This window comes from Enterococcus sp. LJL51 (assembly GCF_054871795.1).
Genome location: NZ_JBTXLW010000016.1, coordinates 17,297 through 35,760, shown reverse-complemented (window position 1 = coordinate 35,760; position 18,464 = coordinate 17,297). Strand labels below are relative to the sequence as shown.

19 protein-coding genes are annotated in these 18,464 nt (G+C 40.7%); 17 read left to right on the top strand and 2 right to left on the bottom strand.

The genetic code is table 11. From position 1 onward, the window contains the following. Positions 1–27: 27 nt before the first annotated feature. From ACYSNQ_RS13825 to pheA, 7 genes are read left to right on the top strand one after another with little or no spacing between them, the layout of a single operon-like run. Positions 28–462: a GNAT family N-acetyltransferase gene (locus ACYSNQ_RS13825; RefSeq protein WP_426084164.1), complete on the top strand. Its 435-nt coding sequence runs from the start codon at positions 28–30 to the stop codon at positions 460–462. Further along, positions 463–1,527, top strand: a complete 1,065-nt coding sequence (aroB, locus tag ACYSNQ_RS13820) for a 3-dehydroquinate synthase (protein WP_426084163.1) — start codon at positions 463–465, stop codon at positions 1,525–1,527. A 5-nt stretch (positions 1,528–1,532) separates the two neighbouring features. Continuing rightward, positions 1,533–2,699 (top strand): chorismate synthase, encoded by a 1,167-nt coding sequence (gene aroC / locus ACYSNQ_RS13815; RefSeq protein ID WP_426084162.1) that lies wholly within the window; start codon positions 1,533–1,535, stop codon positions 2,697–2,699. A 24-nt stretch (positions 2,700–2,723) separates the two neighbouring features. Then, positions 2,724–3,824 (top strand): prephenate dehydrogenase, encoded by a 1,101-nt coding sequence (locus tag ACYSNQ_RS13810; protein WP_426084161.1) that lies wholly within the window; start codon positions 2,724–2,726, stop codon positions 3,822–3,824. A 14-nt stretch (positions 3,825–3,838) separates the two neighbouring features. Further along, positions 3,839–5,122 carry a 3-phosphoshikimate 1-carboxyvinyltransferase gene (gene aroA / locus ACYSNQ_RS13805; RefSeq protein WP_426084160.1) on the top strand — a complete coding sequence of 428 codons (1,284 nt, stop codon included), beginning with the start codon at positions 3,839–3,841 and terminating at the stop codon, positions 5,120–5,122. Positions 5,123–5,133: 11 nt separating this feature from the next. Beyond that, complete coding sequence (locus ACYSNQ_RS13800) at positions 5,134–5,637, top strand: shikimate kinase (protein WP_426084159.1); 504 nt, start codon at positions 5,134–5,136, stop codon at positions 5,635–5,637. Between the two features lie 9 nt (positions 5,638–5,646). After that, the gene (gene pheA, locus ACYSNQ_RS13795; RefSeq protein ID WP_426084158.1) at positions 5,647–6,504 is read left to right on the top strand and encodes a prephenate dehydratase; all 858 of its coding nucleotides are present in this window, start codon (positions 5,647–5,649) and stop codon (positions 6,502–6,504) included. A gap of 41 nt (positions 6,505–6,545) precedes the next feature. On the opposite strand, the gene ACYSNQ_RS13790 is transcribed toward pheA, so the two are convergent. Continuing rightward, positions 6,546–7,298 (bottom strand): alpha/beta hydrolase, encoded by a 753-nt coding sequence (locus ACYSNQ_RS13790; protein WP_426084157.1) that lies wholly within the window; start codon positions 7,296–7,298, stop codon positions 6,546–6,548. A gap of 188 nt (positions 7,299–7,486) precedes the next feature. On the opposite strand from ACYSNQ_RS13790, the gene ACYSNQ_RS13785 reads away from it, so the two are divergent. From ACYSNQ_RS13785 to ACYSNQ_RS13750, 8 genes are all read left to right on the top strand, one after another. Then, positions 7,487–8,623, top strand: a complete 1,137-nt coding sequence (locus tag ACYSNQ_RS13785) for an LCP family protein (RefSeq protein ID WP_426084156.1) — start codon at positions 7,487–7,489, stop codon at positions 8,621–8,623. Positions 8,624–8,703: 80 nt separating this feature from the next. Then, positions 8,704–9,552, top strand: a complete 849-nt coding sequence (locus ACYSNQ_RS13780) for a DegV family protein (protein WP_426084155.1) — start codon at positions 8,704–8,706, stop codon at positions 9,550–9,552. Between the two features lie 186 nt (positions 9,553–9,738). Then, complete coding sequence (locus ACYSNQ_RS13775) at positions 9,739–9,945, top strand: hypothetical protein (RefSeq protein ID WP_426084154.1); 207 nt, start codon at positions 9,739–9,741, stop codon at positions 9,943–9,945. 47 nt (positions 9,946–9,992) lie between these two features. Beyond that, a complete protein-coding gene (locus ACYSNQ_RS13770) occupies positions 9,993–10,457 on the top strand; it encodes a hypothetical protein (RefSeq protein ID WP_426084153.1) in 465 nt (154 codons plus the stop codon). A gap of 279 nt (positions 10,458–10,736) precedes the next feature. Further along, positions 10,737–12,626, top strand: a complete 1,890-nt coding sequence (locus ACYSNQ_RS13765) for an ABC-F family ATP-binding cassette domain-containing protein (protein ID WP_426084152.1) — start codon at positions 10,737–10,739, stop codon at positions 12,624–12,626. Between the two features lie 14 nt (positions 12,627–12,640). After that, positions 12,641–13,588 (top strand): thymidylate synthase, encoded by a 948-nt coding sequence (locus ACYSNQ_RS13760; protein WP_426084151.1) that lies wholly within the window; start codon positions 12,641–12,643, stop codon positions 13,586–13,588. Between the two features lie 20 nt (positions 13,589–13,608). Further along, positions 13,609–14,103, top strand: a complete 495-nt coding sequence (locus tag ACYSNQ_RS13755) for a dihydrofolate reductase (protein WP_426084150.1) — start codon at positions 13,609–13,611, stop codon at positions 14,101–14,103. Between the two features lie 21 nt (positions 14,104–14,124). Continuing rightward, positions 14,125–14,934: an alpha/beta fold hydrolase gene (locus ACYSNQ_RS13750; protein WP_426084149.1), complete on the top strand. Its 810-nt coding sequence runs from the start codon at positions 14,125–14,127 to the stop codon at positions 14,932–14,934. Between the two features lie 114 nt (positions 14,935–15,048). Here ACYSNQ_RS13750 and lexA read toward each other — a convergent pair whose 3' ends face one another. Next, complete coding sequence (gene lexA, locus ACYSNQ_RS13745) at positions 15,049–15,669, bottom strand: transcriptional repressor LexA (RefSeq protein ID WP_426084148.1); 621 nt, start codon at positions 15,667–15,669, stop codon at positions 15,049–15,051. Between the two features lie 151 nt (positions 15,670–15,820). Here lexA and ACYSNQ_RS13740 point away from each other — a divergent pair, with 151 nt between their 5' ends. Both ACYSNQ_RS13740 and tkt read left to right on the top strand, forming a co-directional pair. Then, positions 15,821–16,063: a DUF896 family protein gene (locus ACYSNQ_RS13740; RefSeq protein ID WP_426084147.1), complete on the top strand. Its 243-nt coding sequence runs from the start codon at positions 15,821–15,823 to the stop codon at positions 16,061–16,063. 98 nt (positions 16,064–16,161) lie between these two features. After that, positions 16,162–18,153 (top strand): transketolase, encoded by a 1,992-nt coding sequence (tkt, locus tag ACYSNQ_RS13735; protein WP_426084146.1) that lies wholly within the window; start codon positions 16,162–16,164, stop codon positions 18,151–18,153. Positions 18,154–18,464: the final 311 nt, after the last annotated feature.

The following is an 18,464-nucleotide window of genomic DNA, read 5'->3' as shown; positions in this document are numbered from 1 at the left end:
TCTTTAAGAAGTGTCCACTATGATGAGTTGGAAAGTGTTCAGCAGCTATTCAATAGCGCTTTTCAGGAATTGCTGAGCAAATATGGAGACCAAGAGACGAATCCAGCTAATGTAACAATGGAGCGACTACAGGACATAGCTTGTGATCCATCCAATAAGTTGTATTTTATTCTCTTAGATAATAAGATTATCGGAAGCATGCGGATAGTTCGCCAAGGCAAGAAGGTCAAAATCGGACCCATAGGGATTTTACCAGAATTTCAAAATCAGGGAATTGGTAAGCAAAGCATGTTTCTAATTGAACAGGAGCTAACATCGGTCAAGGTTTGGCTGCTTGATACGATAAAACAGGAAGAGAAGCTGGTACATTTCTACCTCAGCCTGGGTTATAAGCCCACTGGGCAGATAGAGTCGATTCAGCCAAATATGGATAGTATCTTTTTAAGAAAAGAGGTTGAATAAATGCTGACAGTTCGTTTACCAGACCATGAATATCAGATTATTATTGAAAAAGGAAGTCTTTCCCAAGTGGGGAAATGGGCTAGCCAACTGTGGAAACTGCAAAAAGTAGCTGTTATCACTGATTCAACGGTGGATAAGCTGTACAGTGAATCCGTGATAAAGCAGCTTTTGGAGCAGGGATTCGAAGTAAGTAAGTTCGTAGTTCCGGCAGGTGAAACAAGTAAATCTCTAGCCAATGCAGAGAATATTTTTGAACATCTCGCACAAAATCAGTTTACCCGTAGTGATGGGTTATTAGCACTGGGCGGCGGTGTTATTGGTGATTTAGCAGGATTTGTGGCAGCAACTTATATGAGGGGGATTCACTTTTTACAAGTCCCAACAACCTTGCTTGCTCAGGTAGACAGCAGCATCGGCGGAAAAACAGGCGTAAATACAAAAAATGCCAAAAATATTGTTGGTGCATTCTGGCAGCCAGATGGTGTGCTGATTGATCCGTTGACTTTAGAGACTTTGGAGCCGAGAAGACTGCGGGAAGGAATCGCTGAAATTGTTAAATCAGCAGCCATTGCAGATAAGAAATTGTGGCAGCTGCTGGAGCAGCTAGAGGATGAACAAGATCTGCTGAAGCAGGCACCGGAAATTATTATTTCCTGTCTTGAGGTGAAGAGGAAAGTTGTTGAAGAAGATGAACTGGATAATGGGATTCGGCTGATTCTTAATTTTGGACATACGATTGGGCATGCGATTGAGAACACAGCAGGTTATGGCGTAGTCAGCCATGGTGAGGCTGTAGCAATTGGAATGGTTCAAATAAATCAGATTGCAGAAGAAAAAGGTGAAACACCCCATGGTACGACAATACAGCTAATCAATATGCTGAAAAAATTCGGTCTGCCGGTTGCTTATGATGACTGGGATGAAGACCGTCTCTATCAAGCCTTGACACATGACAAAAAGACCAGAGGAAGCTCAATCAAGATTATCTTACTGGCAGCTATTGGGCAGGCAAAAATTGTTCCAATAAGCATTGAAGAAATGAAAGAGTATATACGAAGGAGTTGAGCCTTATGCGTTTTATTACAGCTGGAGAATCACATGGACCAGAACTAACAGCAATTATTGAGGGTTTGCCGGCTGGTTTGCCGCTTACCGCTGAAGATATTAATTTGGAACTTGCCCGCCGTCAGACAGGCTACGGACGAGGGGGAAGAATGAAAATTGAAAAGGATGCCGTCCGAATTACTTCAGGCATTCGTCATGGGAAAACATTAGGGTCGCCGGTGACTCTGGTTGTGGAAAATAAAGACTGGAAAAACTGGCAGTCGGTCATGTCGGCTGCAGAGGTGCCGGAAAAAGAAAAAAATATTCGTCGGGTCAACAAACCCCGGCCGGGACATGCCGATTTGGTTGGTGGAATAAAATACAAGCATGAAGACTTGAGAAATGTGTTGGAGCGTTCTTCAGCTAGAGAGACAACAATGAGAGTTGCAATTGGTGCTGTGGCTAAAAAGCTGTTAAGTGAACTGTCCATTGAAGTTGCCGGCCATGTGGTTCTTTTAGGAGGGATCAAGGCCTCTATCCCGGAAAACATGACTGTACAAGAAATAAAAGAAAAATCAGAAAGCTCTGAGGTTCGAGTAGTCGATTCATCGGTGGAAGAAAAAATAAAGACACTCATTGATGAAACAAAGAAAAATGGCGATACAATCGGCGGTGTTGTTGAAGTTCTCGTCGGTGGAGTACCCGTTGGTTTAGGAAGTTATGTTCAATGGGATCGAAAACTGGACGGGAAAATCGCACAAGCTGTTATGAGTATCAATGCATTCAAGGGTGTTGAGTTTGGGATAGGCTTTGAAATGGGCAACAGGCCCGGCAGTCAAGTTATGGATGAAATTGTTTGGAATGAACAAACCGGCTATACGCGAACCTCCAATAACCTTGGCGGTTTTGAAGGCGGCATGACCAACGGAATGCCGATTGTTGTTCGGGGCGTGATGAAGCCTATTCCTACTTTATATAAGCCGCTGCAAAGCGTAAATATCGATACAAAAGAGCCTTATAAGGCAAGTGTTGAACGCTCGGATAGTACAGCAGTTCCAGCTGCAAGTGTGGTCTGCGAAGCTGTCGTCGCTACAGAGGTGGCACAAGCGCTCTTAGAAAAATTTGACAGTGATTCCTTTGAGCAGATGAAAGAAGAGGTTACAGCCTATCGTCGCTATACTCAACAATTCTAAAATCAGATGAATGGAGTGTAGAAGATGAAGGAAAAACAAGTATTAATTGTAGGATTGGGATTAATCGGTGCTTCTTTAGCACTGGCGATAAAAAAAGAACATCCTAATACACGAATTATTGGATTGGATGTGCAAAAAGAGTCTGAGGCATTTGCTCTAAAACGCGGGATGATTGATGAAATAGCTGAAAGTTTGGATCTGGCAGCTCCAGAAGCTGATGTGATTTTACTCTGCTCCCCTGTTGAGGCGGTAAAGAAACAGCTGCAGATAATCAGCAGGATTCCTCTGAAAGAGAGTGTTATTCTGTCAGATGCCGGGAGCACTAAAAGTGAAATCGTCGACTTGGCAGAGACGTTAGGCTTAGAGAACTTCATTGGTGGTCATCCAATGGCCGGTTCTCATAAATCCGGTGTAACAGCAGGAGATGAACGGTTATTTGAAAATGCATACTACATTTTTACACCAGGCAAACCAAAAGATCAAAAAAGAATCAAAGCGCTTCAGAGCTTACTAGCTGGTACACAGGCAAAATTTGTTGTTATGTCTACAGAAGAGCATGATAAAATTACTGGTCTGTTAAGTCATCTTCCTCACGTAATTGCTGCTGGACTAGTGAATCAAAGCAAAGCTTTTAATAAAGAACATCCAGGTGCTGGGAGACTGGCTGCCGGCGGATTCCGGGACATTACCAGAATTGCTTCTTCTGATCCTGTGATGTGGACAGATATTTTATTAAGCAATAAAGAAACCCTGTTAGGACTTTTAGATAACTGGCGTGGTGAGATGGATCAGGTTTCAGAATGGATTGCTGCAGAAAACAGGGAAGCAATTTTCCAATTTTTTTACGAAGCAAAAGAAACCCGTAATCAGATGCCCATTCATAAAGAAGGAGTTATTCCAGCCTTTCATGATTTATTTATAGATGTACCGGATGTTCCTGGAGTTATTGCAGAGGTGACAGGGATTATCGGCAAAGCAAATCTGTCATTAATAAATTTGAAAATATTGGAAACACGAGAAGATATTTTTGGTATTCTTCAACTGACCTTTAAAAGAAAAGAAGATTTGGAACGTGCCAAAGAGTGTATTGAGAAAGAAACAGATTATTTATGGTATGAAAAGTAAGGAGGGATGATCATTTGGAGTTAGCAATCAATAAAAAAAGACTTGTGGGGACGATACAAGTTCCTAGTGATAAATCAATTTCTCATCGCAGCATCATGTTTGGCTCGATAGCTCATGGGAAAACAACAGTAAAAAACTTTTTAAGAGGAGAAGATTGTCTCAGTACAATAAAAGCTTTTAAGAAATTAGGCGTCAAAATTGAAGATGATGGTGAAACAATTATTATTCATGGTCAAGGCTTTGAAGGTCTTAGCCCATCTGTTTCGGCAATTGATATCGGCAACTCAGGCACGACGATTCGCTTAATTAGCGGTATCTTGGCTGGCAGTGATTTTTCAACAGAGCTCTATGGGGATGCCTCAATTGCTAAGCGACCAATGGCTCGTGTATTGTCTCCGTTGAACCAAATGGGCGCCTCCTGTACAGGACACGACGGAACAGAGTATCCTCCGATTACAATCAGAGGAACATCTTCTTTGCAGCCGCTTCACTATGAAATGCCTGTAGCAAGTGCTCAGGTCAAATCAGCAATTTTATTTGCCGGTTTGCAGGCGAAAGGCAAAACGATTGTTGTTGAAAAAGAAAAGACTAGAGATCACACAGAAGATATGATTGTACAATTTGGCGGGGAAATCGAAGTGGACGATAAAGAAATCCATTTAACAGGACCTCAAAAGCTGACTGGGCAAACGGTTGTAGTGCCTGGAGATATTTCTTCAGCAGCTTTCTTTCTTGCTGCAGGACTGATTATTCCAGATAGTAAGATAACATTGGAGAATGTCGGCTTAAATCCAACACGAACAGGAATTATTGATGTTATTCAACAAATGGGCGGAAAACTCACGATTGAAGAAAATAAGAGTGAAAGCAATAAATCTGGAACAATAACTGTAGAAACAAGTGAGCTGCATGGGATTGACATTTCAGGAGAAATTATCCCAAGACTGATTGATGAGCTGCCGATTATTGCTTTGATGGCCACTCAGGCAAAAGGAACAACTGTGATTCGTGATGCGGAGGAACTCAAGGTTAAGGAAACGAATCGAATTGATGCAGTAGCAAATGAGCTGAACAAGCTGGGCGCAGATATCACACCAACTGAGGACGGAATGATTATTACTGGCGGAACAGTCCTTAATGGCGGAAACGTGACTAGCTATGGAGACCACCGAATTGGCATGATGCTACAGATTGCTGCTTTGCTGGTGAAAAAAGGAACTGTGGTTCTTGAACGTCCTGAAGCGATAGCTGTTTCTTATCCAGATTTTTTTAATGATTTACAAAGACTATACAACTAGGAGGGAAACAGATGCAGGGAATCACGTTAATCGGCTTCATGGGGGCTGGTAAGACAACAGTTGGAAAGCTGCTTTCTCAGAAGACGGGAATGAAGCATATAGATTTTGACGATAAAATCATTGAAGAAATCGGCATGAGCATTCAGGAATACTTTGATTTATATGGAGAAGCTGCTTTTCGGGAAAAGGAAACAGCTGTACTGAAAAAATATATAGACCACGATTATGTGATTTCAACTGGAGGCGGGATTGTGATGCGTCCGGAAAATCGTGAGCTGTTAAAAAAGATGGCACCAGTTATTTATTTACAGACAACACCAGAGGTTTTTATTCCCCGGTTAAAAAATGACCATACAACAGTTCGTCCGTTAGTGGTTTCAAAGTCTCCGGAAGAAATAAAGCAGGTTTTTGAACCGCGTATTTTGTTTTATGAAGAAGCATCAAGCATGATTGTGGATACAGATCAGCGTACGCCGGAAGAGATTACAGCTGAAATCCTCGATAGTATAGGGTAGGTGAAATAAATGAAGGTTGGTTATTTAGGGCCGGAAAGCTCTTTCACACATACAGCGACTAAGACGGCATTTCCCAATGCCGAGTTAATACCGTTTCATTCAATACCGGCATGTATTAAGGGAGTTGAATTTCATGAAGTAGATTTAGGTGTGGTGCCTATTGAGAATACTCTTGAAGGATCAGTCAACACAACAGTGGATTATCTATTTCATCAAGGAAAGGGACAAATTCCTGTAGGCGCAGAGCTAGTACTGCCGATTTTTCAGCAGTTGATGGTGAATACAAATCATCAGAATAATTGGCACCAGGTTACCCGAATTCTCTCTCATCCTCAGGCGCTGGCACAGTCACAGGAGTTCATAAGCCGCTATTTTCCTAATGCTGTTTTGGAGGCGACACCATCCACCGCCTATGCAGCGAATTTCGTAGCTGCCCATCCAGAGCTGACTATTGCGGCGATTGCACCAAAGTTATCGGCCGAAAAATATGGTCTGACTATTGTAAAAGAAGACATTCAGGACGTGGCCATCAATCGTACGAGATTCTGGGTTCTCGGCTCAGAAAAGATTGATTTAGAAGAAATACCAGTTGAAAATCGAAAGCTGACTTTGGCTGTAACTATGCCGAATAATATGCCGGGGGCACTCCACAAAGCACTTTCTGTTTTCAGCTGGCGGGAAATAGGACTGAGTAAAATTGAATCTCGGCCATTAAAAACTACTCTGGGAGAGTATTTCTTTTTGATTGATATTCATTTGGATAAACCTCAGGAATTGATAGATTTTGCCTTAGAGGAACTCCGTTTAATGGGCGGGGAAGTTAAGGTTTTTGGAAATTATGCTGTCCATCCTATTCACGGTGTCTAAACGGGAGAGACAGCAAACTAGCGTAAGCAAAACTACTCCGGTTATCTTTCTGAGAGCCAAGCTAGTGCTTGTTTGATTTCCTGATTCCAATAAAGCCAGTCATGACCGCCGCTGGTCGCGCGTAATTGTACATTTATGCCGTAGGGTTTCAAAAGCTCTACGGCTTTTTGATTTGCAGGGAAAAATGGATCCTCCGTTCCGCAAGCCAAATAGATATCAGGAAAGTCGAATCCAGCTGTGAGTTTCTTTTCAGCTAAAGCATAAATATCATTCTCCGAGCCTGGCAGCTCATCAAGATTTCCAAAAATCCCTGTCCAGAATGCCTTTGGTGCAAACTGAAAGATTTCTTCACCAAGCTGATCCATAGAATGAACTGCTCCAGACAAACTGATAATTGCTCCATAATTATCTGTGCCAAATCCCAGTTTAAATGCACCGTAGCCGCCCAAAGACTGTCCTCCGGCATAGTTTTTTTCTTTTTCCTTTGATAGCTGAGGGAAAAAATTTTGCACTGTTTTGGGCAGCTCGTCCGAAAGATACGTCCAGTAGTTCATATGGTAGGTAGTGTTCGTATAAGCACCTGCAGATGTTTGCGGCATAATCACAGCAAGGTTCATTTTATCTACATAAGACTCAAGAGCTGTAAAGCGTGACCAGGAGGTGTAATCACCCCCGACTCCGTGAAGCAGATAAAGTACAGGAATATTTGTTCTTCCATTATTGGGCAAAATACAGGAAACCTTCGTGTTCATTCCAAGTACAGCCGAATAATAATCAATATCAAAAAAAGCCATAATAGTGTTCCTCCTTAAATAAAGTAAAAAAGTGTTTATTAAACATAGAATAACATAGCTGGAAAGGCTAGCGGATACATACTGGAAAAAAATTCCTTTTATTTTTTTTAAAATGCACAATCTGAAAAGACTTTTTTTGTAAAATGGGTTATCCTTATCCATAAGAGTGAAAAAGAGGTGTACAAACAATGAGTCGTATGGACCGATATAAAGATATACATAAAAAATCAGATGCTGCGGAAAAAAGAAGCAGCTTTAATCCTAGAAAAGAAAAAGACAGGGATGAACGGTACGAAAAACAAGTTCAGCCTGATGAACAATATTCTCAGGAAAACCAGTCATATAGCCGTCAACAAGAGCAAATACCTGTGGAACCACCAAGAAGTTCAAAAAAATATAAACCTGAAAAGCCGAAAAAGCTAAAAAAGAAAGGCAAGCGTAGATGGATTAAGTGGGCTCTGTTGGTACTGGTTTTATTAATTGTGCTGCCGGTTGTATTTTTCTTTAAGGGAAAGCACGCGGCTGAAAATGACGACTCCCTTCCCAAAGAAGAAACAGAAGTATTTAATGGCGTCACCAGTGCAGACGGTGCCAACAATATTCTCTTATTGGGTAGTGATACTAGAGGAGAAGATGCTGGACGTGCGGATACCATCATGGTTCTTCAACTGGATGGACCTTCCGGCAAGCCTAAACTAATTTCCTTTATGCGGGATACATTTGTTGATATTCCTGAGGTGGGTGCAAATAAAATCAATTCAGCCTATGCATATGGCGGAGCAGAACTAGTTCGTCAAACATTAGCCAATAACTTTGGTATTGATTGTAAATACTATGCAAAGGTTGATTTCCAAAGCTTCGAAAAAGTAATCGATTCTTTATTCCCTTCGGGTGTAGAAATCGATGCAGAAAAAACGCTGAATTTAGATGGTGTTGACATTAACCAGGGAAATCAAAAGATGGATGGGCATGTTCTGCTCCAATATGCACGATTCCGGATGGATGAAGAAGGGGATTTTGGTCGGGTAAGAAGACAGCAGCAAGTGATGTCTGCCGTCATTTCGCAACTGAAATCACCGATGGTATTGCTGCGAACACCAGAATCAGCAGGTAAACTGGTTGGATATATGGCAAATGATATTCCTTTAACCTTCTTATTGAAAAACGGTCCTTCTCTAGCATTGAAGGGGGCTGGCGGGATTGACCGCCTAACAGTTCCTGTTGAAGATTCCTGGGCAAGCGGCTACTATGACTATGCCGGTAGTGTTCTTGAAATAGATTTACCGATGAATCAGCAGGCGGTTCAGAGTTTTTTAGCCAATTAGCATGAAAAAGACAGTTTTCATCTAATTCAGAGTATGTTATATTTATTTAAGTTTAGAAATATGAAACGAGGGTTTTTAATATGAAACTTGCTGTGGTAACAGATAGTACAGCTTATTTACCAGACAGAATAAAAAAACATAATGACTTGTTTATTATTCCTATACCAGTCATTTTAGACGGCAAAATTTATAATGAAGGAATTGATATTGAGGCGGATGAGTATTATGCATTGCTAAACAGCAGTTCAGAATTTCCAACAACTTCTCAGCCTGCTTTAGGAGAAGTCATCGAGCTCTATGAATCTATTGCAGCAAAAGGATATGATACAATTTTGAGTATCCATTTGTCAGCAGGAATTTCAGGCTTTGTCGGCACGCTGTTCTCCTTGAAAGGAACAATCGAAGGAATTGATTTACACCCCTATGATTCGAAAATTACCAGTATGCCAATGGGGCATATGGTAGAGGCAGCGCTGGCTGCTTCAGACAATGGCGAAAACATTGAAGCTATTCTCGCAAAGATGGATATTATTAGAGACAATACGTATGCCTATCTAATTGTGGAAGACCTGAATAATCTTGTGCGGGGCGGACGTTTAACGAATGGTGCGGCACTGATTGCCGGTTTATTGAAAATCAAGCCGATTCTTACGTTTGAAGATGGGAAAATCGTCTTATTTGAAAAAATCCGTTCAACTAAACGGGCATTTACACGCGCGGAGCAAATTATCGGTGAGAGAAATCAGGAAATACAATATCCTGTAAAGCTTTATGTTATTCATGCCAATAATCTTGCAGTTGCAGAGGAAGAGAAGAAAAAACTGCAGGAACAATATCCGGAGGCTGAGATTGAAATCGGACATTTTGGTCCGGTTATTGGCACCCACCTTGGTGAAAAAGCGATTGGGATTGCACTTTCTGCACAATAATAATTGAGCATTTATTTAACATTATTGACCGGGGCAAGCAGTTGCAGGCTTTCCCTGGTTTTATTTCACTCAGAACAAACCGTTATCTTCCATAAAAAGAAATATTTCAACAGACTGACTGATGTATGTTAAACTAGTACAGTATATTGAATTTTAGGGGAATTGTTCATTGAAGGAGACATGTCGATGAAATTAAAAGAAGATAGATTGCAGAAAGAAAAAATGAAGAATGTCCAACTACTTGCTGCTTATTATCAAGTGGTCAATCGTTTGCCTAAAGGGGATAAACGCGATCAGATGATTCGGGATATACTGGTATGTAAAGATAAGATAAAAAAAATAAACCAGCAGCTGACAGAAATTGATCAGCAAAAAAGTGCATCTAAAGAATAGCCTTTGAGGGCTGTTACAAAAATAAGGAGGTCTTTCTGATTATTGATTTGTTCACTATCGTATTAACGTTGTTTGTCATTGTGTTATATATCTATTTAATTATGGTTCGCAGAAGTATTGTTGTTTTTGCTAAACGTTCGATAATACCAAGTGCTATCGGGCTTTGTCTTGGAGCAGTCTTCTTATTTTTTGGACTGACAGCACCGCAAACATTGAATGACAAACTGCAGGATATTATGACATCTTGTCTGCTTTTTAGTTTCATGCTGGACTGTCGGGGATTAGCAGATGGAAAAATTATTAATAATTCCTTTGACAATCGTGGTGTGTATTATTCTGAGCTGGAAAAAGTTGTTCTTTCTGTTAAGAATCAGGAAATCCGAATGAACTATTTTAGAAATGGCCGGCGAGGTCCGCTGCTCATTTTCAAAATGCCTCTGGAAACGATGCTGGCTTTTTTATCAGATCGGGTGGCAAAGGACTTGGATATCGATATTATAATTGAAGATTAGACAAGAGAGTGGGATTCTATATGTTCCACTCTTTATTTTTGCCAATATTTGAAAAAATAATGATACTGTAAGACAAATGAAGAGTCGCATTGGTTTTCAGAATAGTGTACTGTTGCGACAAAGAATTATCTCAGGGAATACAATAGAAATTTACTTTTTTATTGTTCATACTTTGGTAAAAAAATAATTCAATAGCTCGTTTATCTATGAAAAAGAAAACCAGCTTCTTTTTTTTTGCTTTTTTTGTTACAATAGTCAAGATGAAAAGGAAGTGAGCTTGTGAAAGAACTAAGAGTTGAGCAGTTAACCAAAACATTTGGGGAGAAGACTTTATTTGATAACCTGTCTTTTATGATACATGAGAAAGATCGGATTGGTCTGATTGGTATTAACGGTACAGGTAAAACAAGTTTACTAAATATTCTGGCAGGGCTGGATGCTGCAGATGGCGATATCTCTCCTGTAAAACAGGCAAAGGATTACCGCATTGGTTATCTCTCTCAAACCCATGAGCTGGACGATGAGTTAAGTGTAATTGATGCTGTCTTTCAAGGAAATACACCGATTATTCAGGCTGTAAAAGAGTATGAACAGGCGTTAATCGCTTTAGATCAGGATGGAATGAATGAGGCTGTTCAAAAGCAATATACGCGGGCGGAAGAAAAAATGAATAAAGAAGATGCCTGGTCCGCAGATACCAGTGCCAAGATTATCCTGCAGAAGCTAGGTATTGATACACTAAATAAAAAAGTCGGCGAGCTTTCCGGGGGACAGAAGAAACGGGTTAGTCTGGCACAGACTCTGATTGAAGCACCAGACCTGCTGCTGCTGGATGAACCAACGAACCATTTGGATTATGAAGCAATCAGCTGGTTGGAAAAATACCTGAAAAGCTATTCAGGAGCACTGCTTATGGTTACCCATGACCGTTATTTTCTTGATCGGGTGACTAATCGAATTTTTGAACTTTCTTTTGGGAAGCTTTATGAGTATAAAGGAAATTACGAAGCGTATATTGCTGCGAAGGCTGAGCGAGAACGGGTAGAGCTTGAACAGGAAAATAAAAGAAAGCAGCTGTTCAAACAGGAGCTGGAATGGATGCGTGCTGGCGTGCAGGCACGAGGAACGAAGCAGCAGGCTCGTCAGGAACGTTTTCATGACTTAAAAGAAAATCTTCATCAGGTGAATGCAAAAGAGACCGTTGATCTCAATCTATCTTCCCAGCGCTTAGGGAAAAAAGTGTTGGAGATTCAGCATGGTTATTACAAAATTGAAGAAAAACAGCTTCTCAATGATTTTTCATTGCTAATACAAGCAAAAGATAGAATAGGGATAACTGGTAAAAATGGTGCCGGGAAATCGACATTGCTAAATATTCTCGCAGGAAGAGTTCCTCTTGAAAGCGGTCTGTACGAAATCGGTGAAACAGTTCGTCTGGCTTATTATACACAGGAGAACGAAGAAATAGATCCTGAGAAACGGATGATTGCCTACCTGCAGGAGGCTGCAGAGGAAGCTAAAACAGTGGACGGCGAAACAGTTGGCGTGGCAGAGCTGCTGGAACGTTTCTTATTTCCCCGCTTTATGCATGGAACGATGGTTGGAAAGCTTTCCGGCGGTGAAAAACGAAGATTGTATCTTCTGAAGCTATTAATTAGTCAACCAAATGTGCTTTTACTGGATGAGCCAACGAATGACTTGGATATCGATACGCTGACTGTACTGGAAGACTATATCCATCAGTTCAGCGGAACAGTAATCGCTGTTTCACATGATCGCTATTTTCTTGATAAAACGATGGATAAGCTTCTGCTTTTTAAAGGAAATGCTGAGATTTCATCCTACTACGGTACAATGAGCGCTTATTTAGCGCAACAGACAGCAGAAGAACAGCAGGATACAAAAAAAGTGAAGAATTCAGCGGTGGAAGTAAAAGTTAAAAAAGAAAAATCAAAGCTGACTTATATGGAACAAAAGGAATGGGAAACAATTGAAGACGAAATTGCTGTCCTTGAAAAAAGACAAGAACAGGTTTCAGAAGACATGAACCATCAGGGAAATGATTTTGCCCGTCTTCAGGAGCTGCAGAAAGAAATGGACCAAATCGAAGAACAGCTGGAAGAAAAAATCGAGCGCTGGGATTATTTAAGCCAGTTTGCTGACGAATAGCAGGAGGAGATCATATGGAAAATGCGTATCTTGACTTAGGTAGAAAAATACTAGATGAAGGACATTTGAAAGGCGACCGTACTGGAACAGGAACAAAAAGTCTTTTTGGCCATCAAATGCGTTTTGATTTATCAAAAGGTTTTCCTTTATTGACAACAAAACGAGTTCCATTTGGTTTGATTAAAAGTGAGCTGCTTTGGTTTATTAAAGGGGATACGAATATCCGATATCTTCTACAGCATAACAATCATATCTGGGATGAATGGGCATTTGAACGCTATATTAATAGTTCAGACTATACTGGACCAGATATGACCGGTTTTGGTCATCGTGTCTTAACTGATGAAGGGTTCAAACAAGAGTATGAAAAACAGCATGCTTTATTCTGTGAAAACATTTTAAATGATTCTGATTTTGCAGCAAAGCATGGAGAATTGGGTAATATTTACGGCGCTCAATGGCGGCATTGGGAAACAAAGAATGGCGAATTTATTGATCAGCTTCAAGATGTTATTCGTATGATAAAAACAAATCCTGATTCCCGCCGCTTGCTTGTCTCTGCGTGGAATCCTGAAGATGTTCCTTCTATGGCGCTTCCACCTTGTCATACAATGTTCCAGTTTTACGTAAATGACGGAAAATTGAGCTGTCAGCTGTATCAGCGTAGTGCAGATGTGTTCTTAGGCGTACCGTTTAATATTGCCAGCTACGCACTTTTAACACATTTGATTGCCCATGAAACAGGCTTGGAAGTAGGGGAGTTTGTTCATACATTAGGGGACGCTCATTTGTATGTAAATCATTTTGAGCAGATGGAGGAACAGCTGACTAGGGAAGTCCGTTCAGCTCCTCAACTGATTTTAAATACAGAAAAACAATCGGTTTTTGACTTTGAAATGGAAGATATTAAACTGGAAGGGTATGACCCGCATCCGGCTATCAAAGCACCAATTGCGGTATAGGTCTGAAAGGAGTTAAAAATATGTTAGCAGCTATCTGGGCTCAGGATGAGCAGGGGATTATTGGAAAGGAGAATGTGTTGCCTTGGCATTTGCCAAACGACTTAAAGTTCTTCAAGAAAATGACTGAAAACAATACAATTGTAATGGGAAGAACCACCTTTGAGGGGATGGGTGGAAAAGCTCTTCCTAACCGTAAAACAATCGTATTGACAAGAGATACTTCTTATCAGGCAGCAAATGTGATGATCATGAACAATATTCAAGAGGTTCTAAGCTATGCTGAAGAATTCTCAGGAATTACCTTTATTGCAGGCGGCGCCAAAATTTATCAGGATTTTCTTCCGTATTGTGATATTCTTTACCGAACAGTTATTCATGGAGCATTTGAAGGAGATACTTATTTTCCTTCTGTTGACTGGGATGAATGGACGATGATTAATACGAGTGAAGGCGAGCTGGATGAAGGAAATGTCTATGCTCATGAGTTTGAAACCTATCAGCGTAAATCTTCATAGATGTGAAAGGTGAGTATAAAAATGGAAATCATGATTAAAGGCTGCCTGATTCACTATGAAATTTTTGGAGAAGGCAAGCCGGTTTTATGCCTTCATGGATTTCCAGAGGATCATGAGGTCATGGTTGGCTGCCTGGAACCAATATTTGCAGAGATGCAGGGTTATCAAAGAATTTACATTGATCTTCCTGGTCTAGGAAAATCAAATGGGAACGGACTAGTCAGCAACGCAGATAAAATGATTGAAATAATTCAGAGCTTCACTAAAAAAGTTCTTGGTGAACAATCCTATCTTCTTGTGAGTCAGTCTTATGGAGGCTACTTATCTCTTGGCTTAACCTTTTTAGCAGCTGACAGGATTGACGGCGTTTTTTTTCTTTGTCCATGTACAATCGCTGAGCGCTCGAAACGAAAGCTGCCGCCGCGTGAGGTTCTAATAAAAAAACAAATACTACTCGATAATGGTGAACAAACACTATTTTCTGATTTTATGGAGATGGCTGTTGTCGCTACTGATGAAACCTGGCAGAGATACAAAAATGAAATCTATCCAGGTTTAGCAAGGGCAAATGAGGAGTTTGTAGAAAGCTACCAGCAAACAGGCTACGCACTGTCGTTTGAAGAGCGCTTTGAGGAGATTCATTTTGATAAGCCAAGTGTTTTCTTAACTGGCAGACAGGATGACTGTGTAGGCTATCAGGATGCTTATCGTTTGATTGATGGTTTTACCCGCTCAATATTTGTTATTTTAGATACTGCAGGGCATAATCTTCAAATCGAACAACCTGCTATGTTCAATCAAACAGTCAAAAACTGGCTAATGAACGTTTAAGATAAAGGGTTCAAGGTATCCAAATCTTTAAAAAGTGCTGACAGCTATTCCACCAACACAAGAATAAAAAAAGAGCGTAGGAAAATTTTCCCACGCTCTTTTTTATGAACGACTTTACATATGATTTCTATACAAGCCGACAACCTTACCAAGAATGGTAACATTGTTTAGACGGATAGGCTCAAGCAGATCATTTTCAGGTTGTAGCCGGATATGATCAGATTCCTTAAAGAATCGTTTACAGGTGGCTTCATCCTCATCAGTCATGGCAATTACAATATCCCCGTTTGTAGCAGCCTGCTGCTTACGGACGATTACTTGATCACCGTCAAGAATTCCTGCGTTAATCATACTTTCTCCTCTAATAGTCAGCATGAATAATGCATTCTGTTCTGTTTTTAAATCAGGCGGCAATGGGAAGAAATCTGACGCTTCTTCAACTGCGAGGATAGGTTCGCCGGCAGTAACTACACCGAGCATTGGGATTGTTGTCGGTTGTACGCCGATTTTTTCCAGACCTTCTGCAGTTAATTCAATAGCCCGCGGTTTTGTAGGGTCTCTGAGAATTAGACCTTTCTTTTCCAATCTTGCCAGATGACCGTGAACAGTGGAGGTAGAGGAAAGATCCACCGCTTTTCCAATCTCGCGAACGGTTGGAGGATATCCTTTGAGTTCAACTTGTTCATATATATATTTTAATACTTCGACTTGTCTTGTTTCGGTACGTTTAGCCAATATCCACACCTTCTTTCCAATTTATAGTTACAGTCTAACATACTTGTCTTTTTAAATCAAACAAGCGTTCGTCTTTTTTAGAGAGAAAGATAGTTGTTTTTTTTGCCGGCTTCTTATAAGATAAGAATGATTGATAAAGGAGGAACGTAGCATGCTGTCAAAAGAAAAACTAGCTCGAATCAATGAGCTGGCCCGTAAGAAGAAAGAGAGGGAACTAACCTCTGCGGAAATAAAGGAGCAAAAGCAGCTTAGAGAAGAATACCTGCAGACCTTTCGTAAAGGAATGCGCCATCATATAGAGGGAATGAAAGTTGTTGATCCGAAAGGAAACGACGTGACTCCTGAAAAACTGAAACAAATTCAAAAGGAAAAAGGACTGCATAATCGCGATTAATTATAGTTCTTTTTACCAAAAGTAATTGCTTTCATAAATAACTTAAGGTACAATGGATTTAATAAAGGTAAAAAAAACCTAAATAGGAGATGATTTTTTTGTTCGACAAAACTGATCAACTTGGTGTTAATACGGTGCGTATGCTTAGCATCGAATCAATCCAAAAGGCGAATTCCGGACATCCGGGTCTACCAATGGGAGCTGCGCCAATGGCGTACGCATTATGGACGAAGCATCTAAAAGTAAATCCAAAGACCTCAACAAACTGGTCTGACCGCGACAGATTTGTGTTATCAGCTGGTCATGGCTCTGCATTGTTATACAGCTTGCTTCATTTATCTGGCTATCAGGTTACGATTGATGATTTGAAGCAGTTCCGCCAATGGGACAGCAAGACACCTGGACATCCGGAGGTCGGACATACAGACGGCGTGGAAGCGACAACTGGTCCTCTTGGACAAGGAATTGCTATGGCTGTTGGGATGGCAATGTCGGAAGCACATTTGTCAGCAGTTTATAACCGAGACAGTTTCCCGGTTGTAGACCATTTCACCTATGCATTATGCGGGGACGGCGATTTGATGGAAGGCGTTTCTCAAGAAGCTGCATCGATGGCTGGTCATATGAAACTGGGCAAGTTAATTGTGTTGTATGATTCGAATGATATCTCTCTAGACGGCCCTACTTCAAAAGCATTTACTGAGAATGTAGGCGCTCGTTTTGAAGCTTATAACTGGCAGCATATTCTAGTAAAAGACGGTAATGATCTGGAAGCAATTTCGAAAGCAATTGAGGAAGCGAAGGCAGAAACCGATAAACCAACATTGATTGAAGTGAAGACAGTTATCGGCTACGGCTCTCCTAAAGAAGGCACATCGGCTGTTCACGGCGCTCCACTTGGTCAAGAAGGAATTGATGCAGCGAAAGTTGTCTATGGCTGGGAGGCTCCTGATTTTTCTGTTCCAGAGGAAGTTGCGGAACGCTTTAAAGAAGCAATGATTGCTGAAGGAGAAAAGGCAGAAGCAAAATGGAACGAAATGTTTAAAAACTATCGTAATGCTCATCCGGAGCTTGCTAAACAATATGAAGAAGCGTTTTCTGGGAAGCTGCCTGAAAATTGGGATAAAGAGTTACCAATATACGAAGTAGGCAGCAGTGCTGCAAGCCGAGTGACAAGTAAAGAGACAATTCATGCGATTTCTAAAGCTGTACCAAGCTTCTGGGGTGGATCAGCCGATCTTTCAGCATCGAATAATACGATGGTTGCAGGAGAAAAAGACTTTGAACCTGGACAATACGAAGGTCGTAATATTTGGTTTGGTGTTCGTGAATTTGCGATGGCAGCTGCGATGAACGGCATTCAGCTTCATGGCGGAACAAAAGTCTACGGTGGTACATTCTTTGTATTTACCGATTATCTGCGTCCAGCTATCAGACTTGCTGCAATTCAACACACACCAGTAACTTATGTTCTAACTCATGATTCAGTTGCCGTTGGGGAAGATGGTCCAACACATGAACCAATTGAACAGCTGGCAAGTGTTCGTTGTATGCCAGGTGTCCAAGTAATTCGTCCAGCAGACGGCAATGAAACAGTTGCGGCCTGGAAAATTGCGATGACAACAACCGACAAACCAACAATCCTTGTATTGAGCCGTCAAAATTTGCCGGTGATTGAAGGAACAAAGGAAAATGCAGTTGAAACAGTTGCTAAGGGTGCCTATGTTATTTCTCCTCAAAAAGGAGCGAAGCCGGAAGGTATTCTCATCGCTACAGGCTCTGAAGTGAATTTAGCTGTTGAAGCACAAAAAGCTTTAGCTGAACAAGGAAAAGATGTTTCTGTTGTCTCCATGCCAAGCTTTGATTTGTTTGAACAACAATCAGCTGAATACAAAGAAGCTGTTTTACCAAAAGAAGTGACAAAGCGTGTCGCTATCGAAGCTGCTTCGCCATTTGGCTGGGAGCGTTATGTTGGTAATGGAGCGATAATCGCTATTGACCATTTCGGTGCGTCAGCACCAGGCGACATTGTACTGAAAGAATTCGGCTTTACTGTTGAAAATGTTGTTGAAAAATACACAGCATTATAATTCTAAAATTAACTAATAGACGAATGACTAATTTTAGCCCTATGGTCATGGTAAGCGTAAAAACAGAATAGAACACAAGAACCTGGAACAAAATGCAGAAAATCTCTGATTTTGTTTCAGGTTTTTTTATTTGAATCTCCAAATATCTGCCAACTGGTTTTAAGTAGAGATTTTCGACTTTGTTTTACTTGTAATCTTATTGAAATAGTAACATTAGTTATTATTTTTATTTGCTTATTTTAAACTCGTAAAAACATCGTCTATATAATACTCAAATAAAAAAATGAATTTATTTATATGAAAACAAAAAT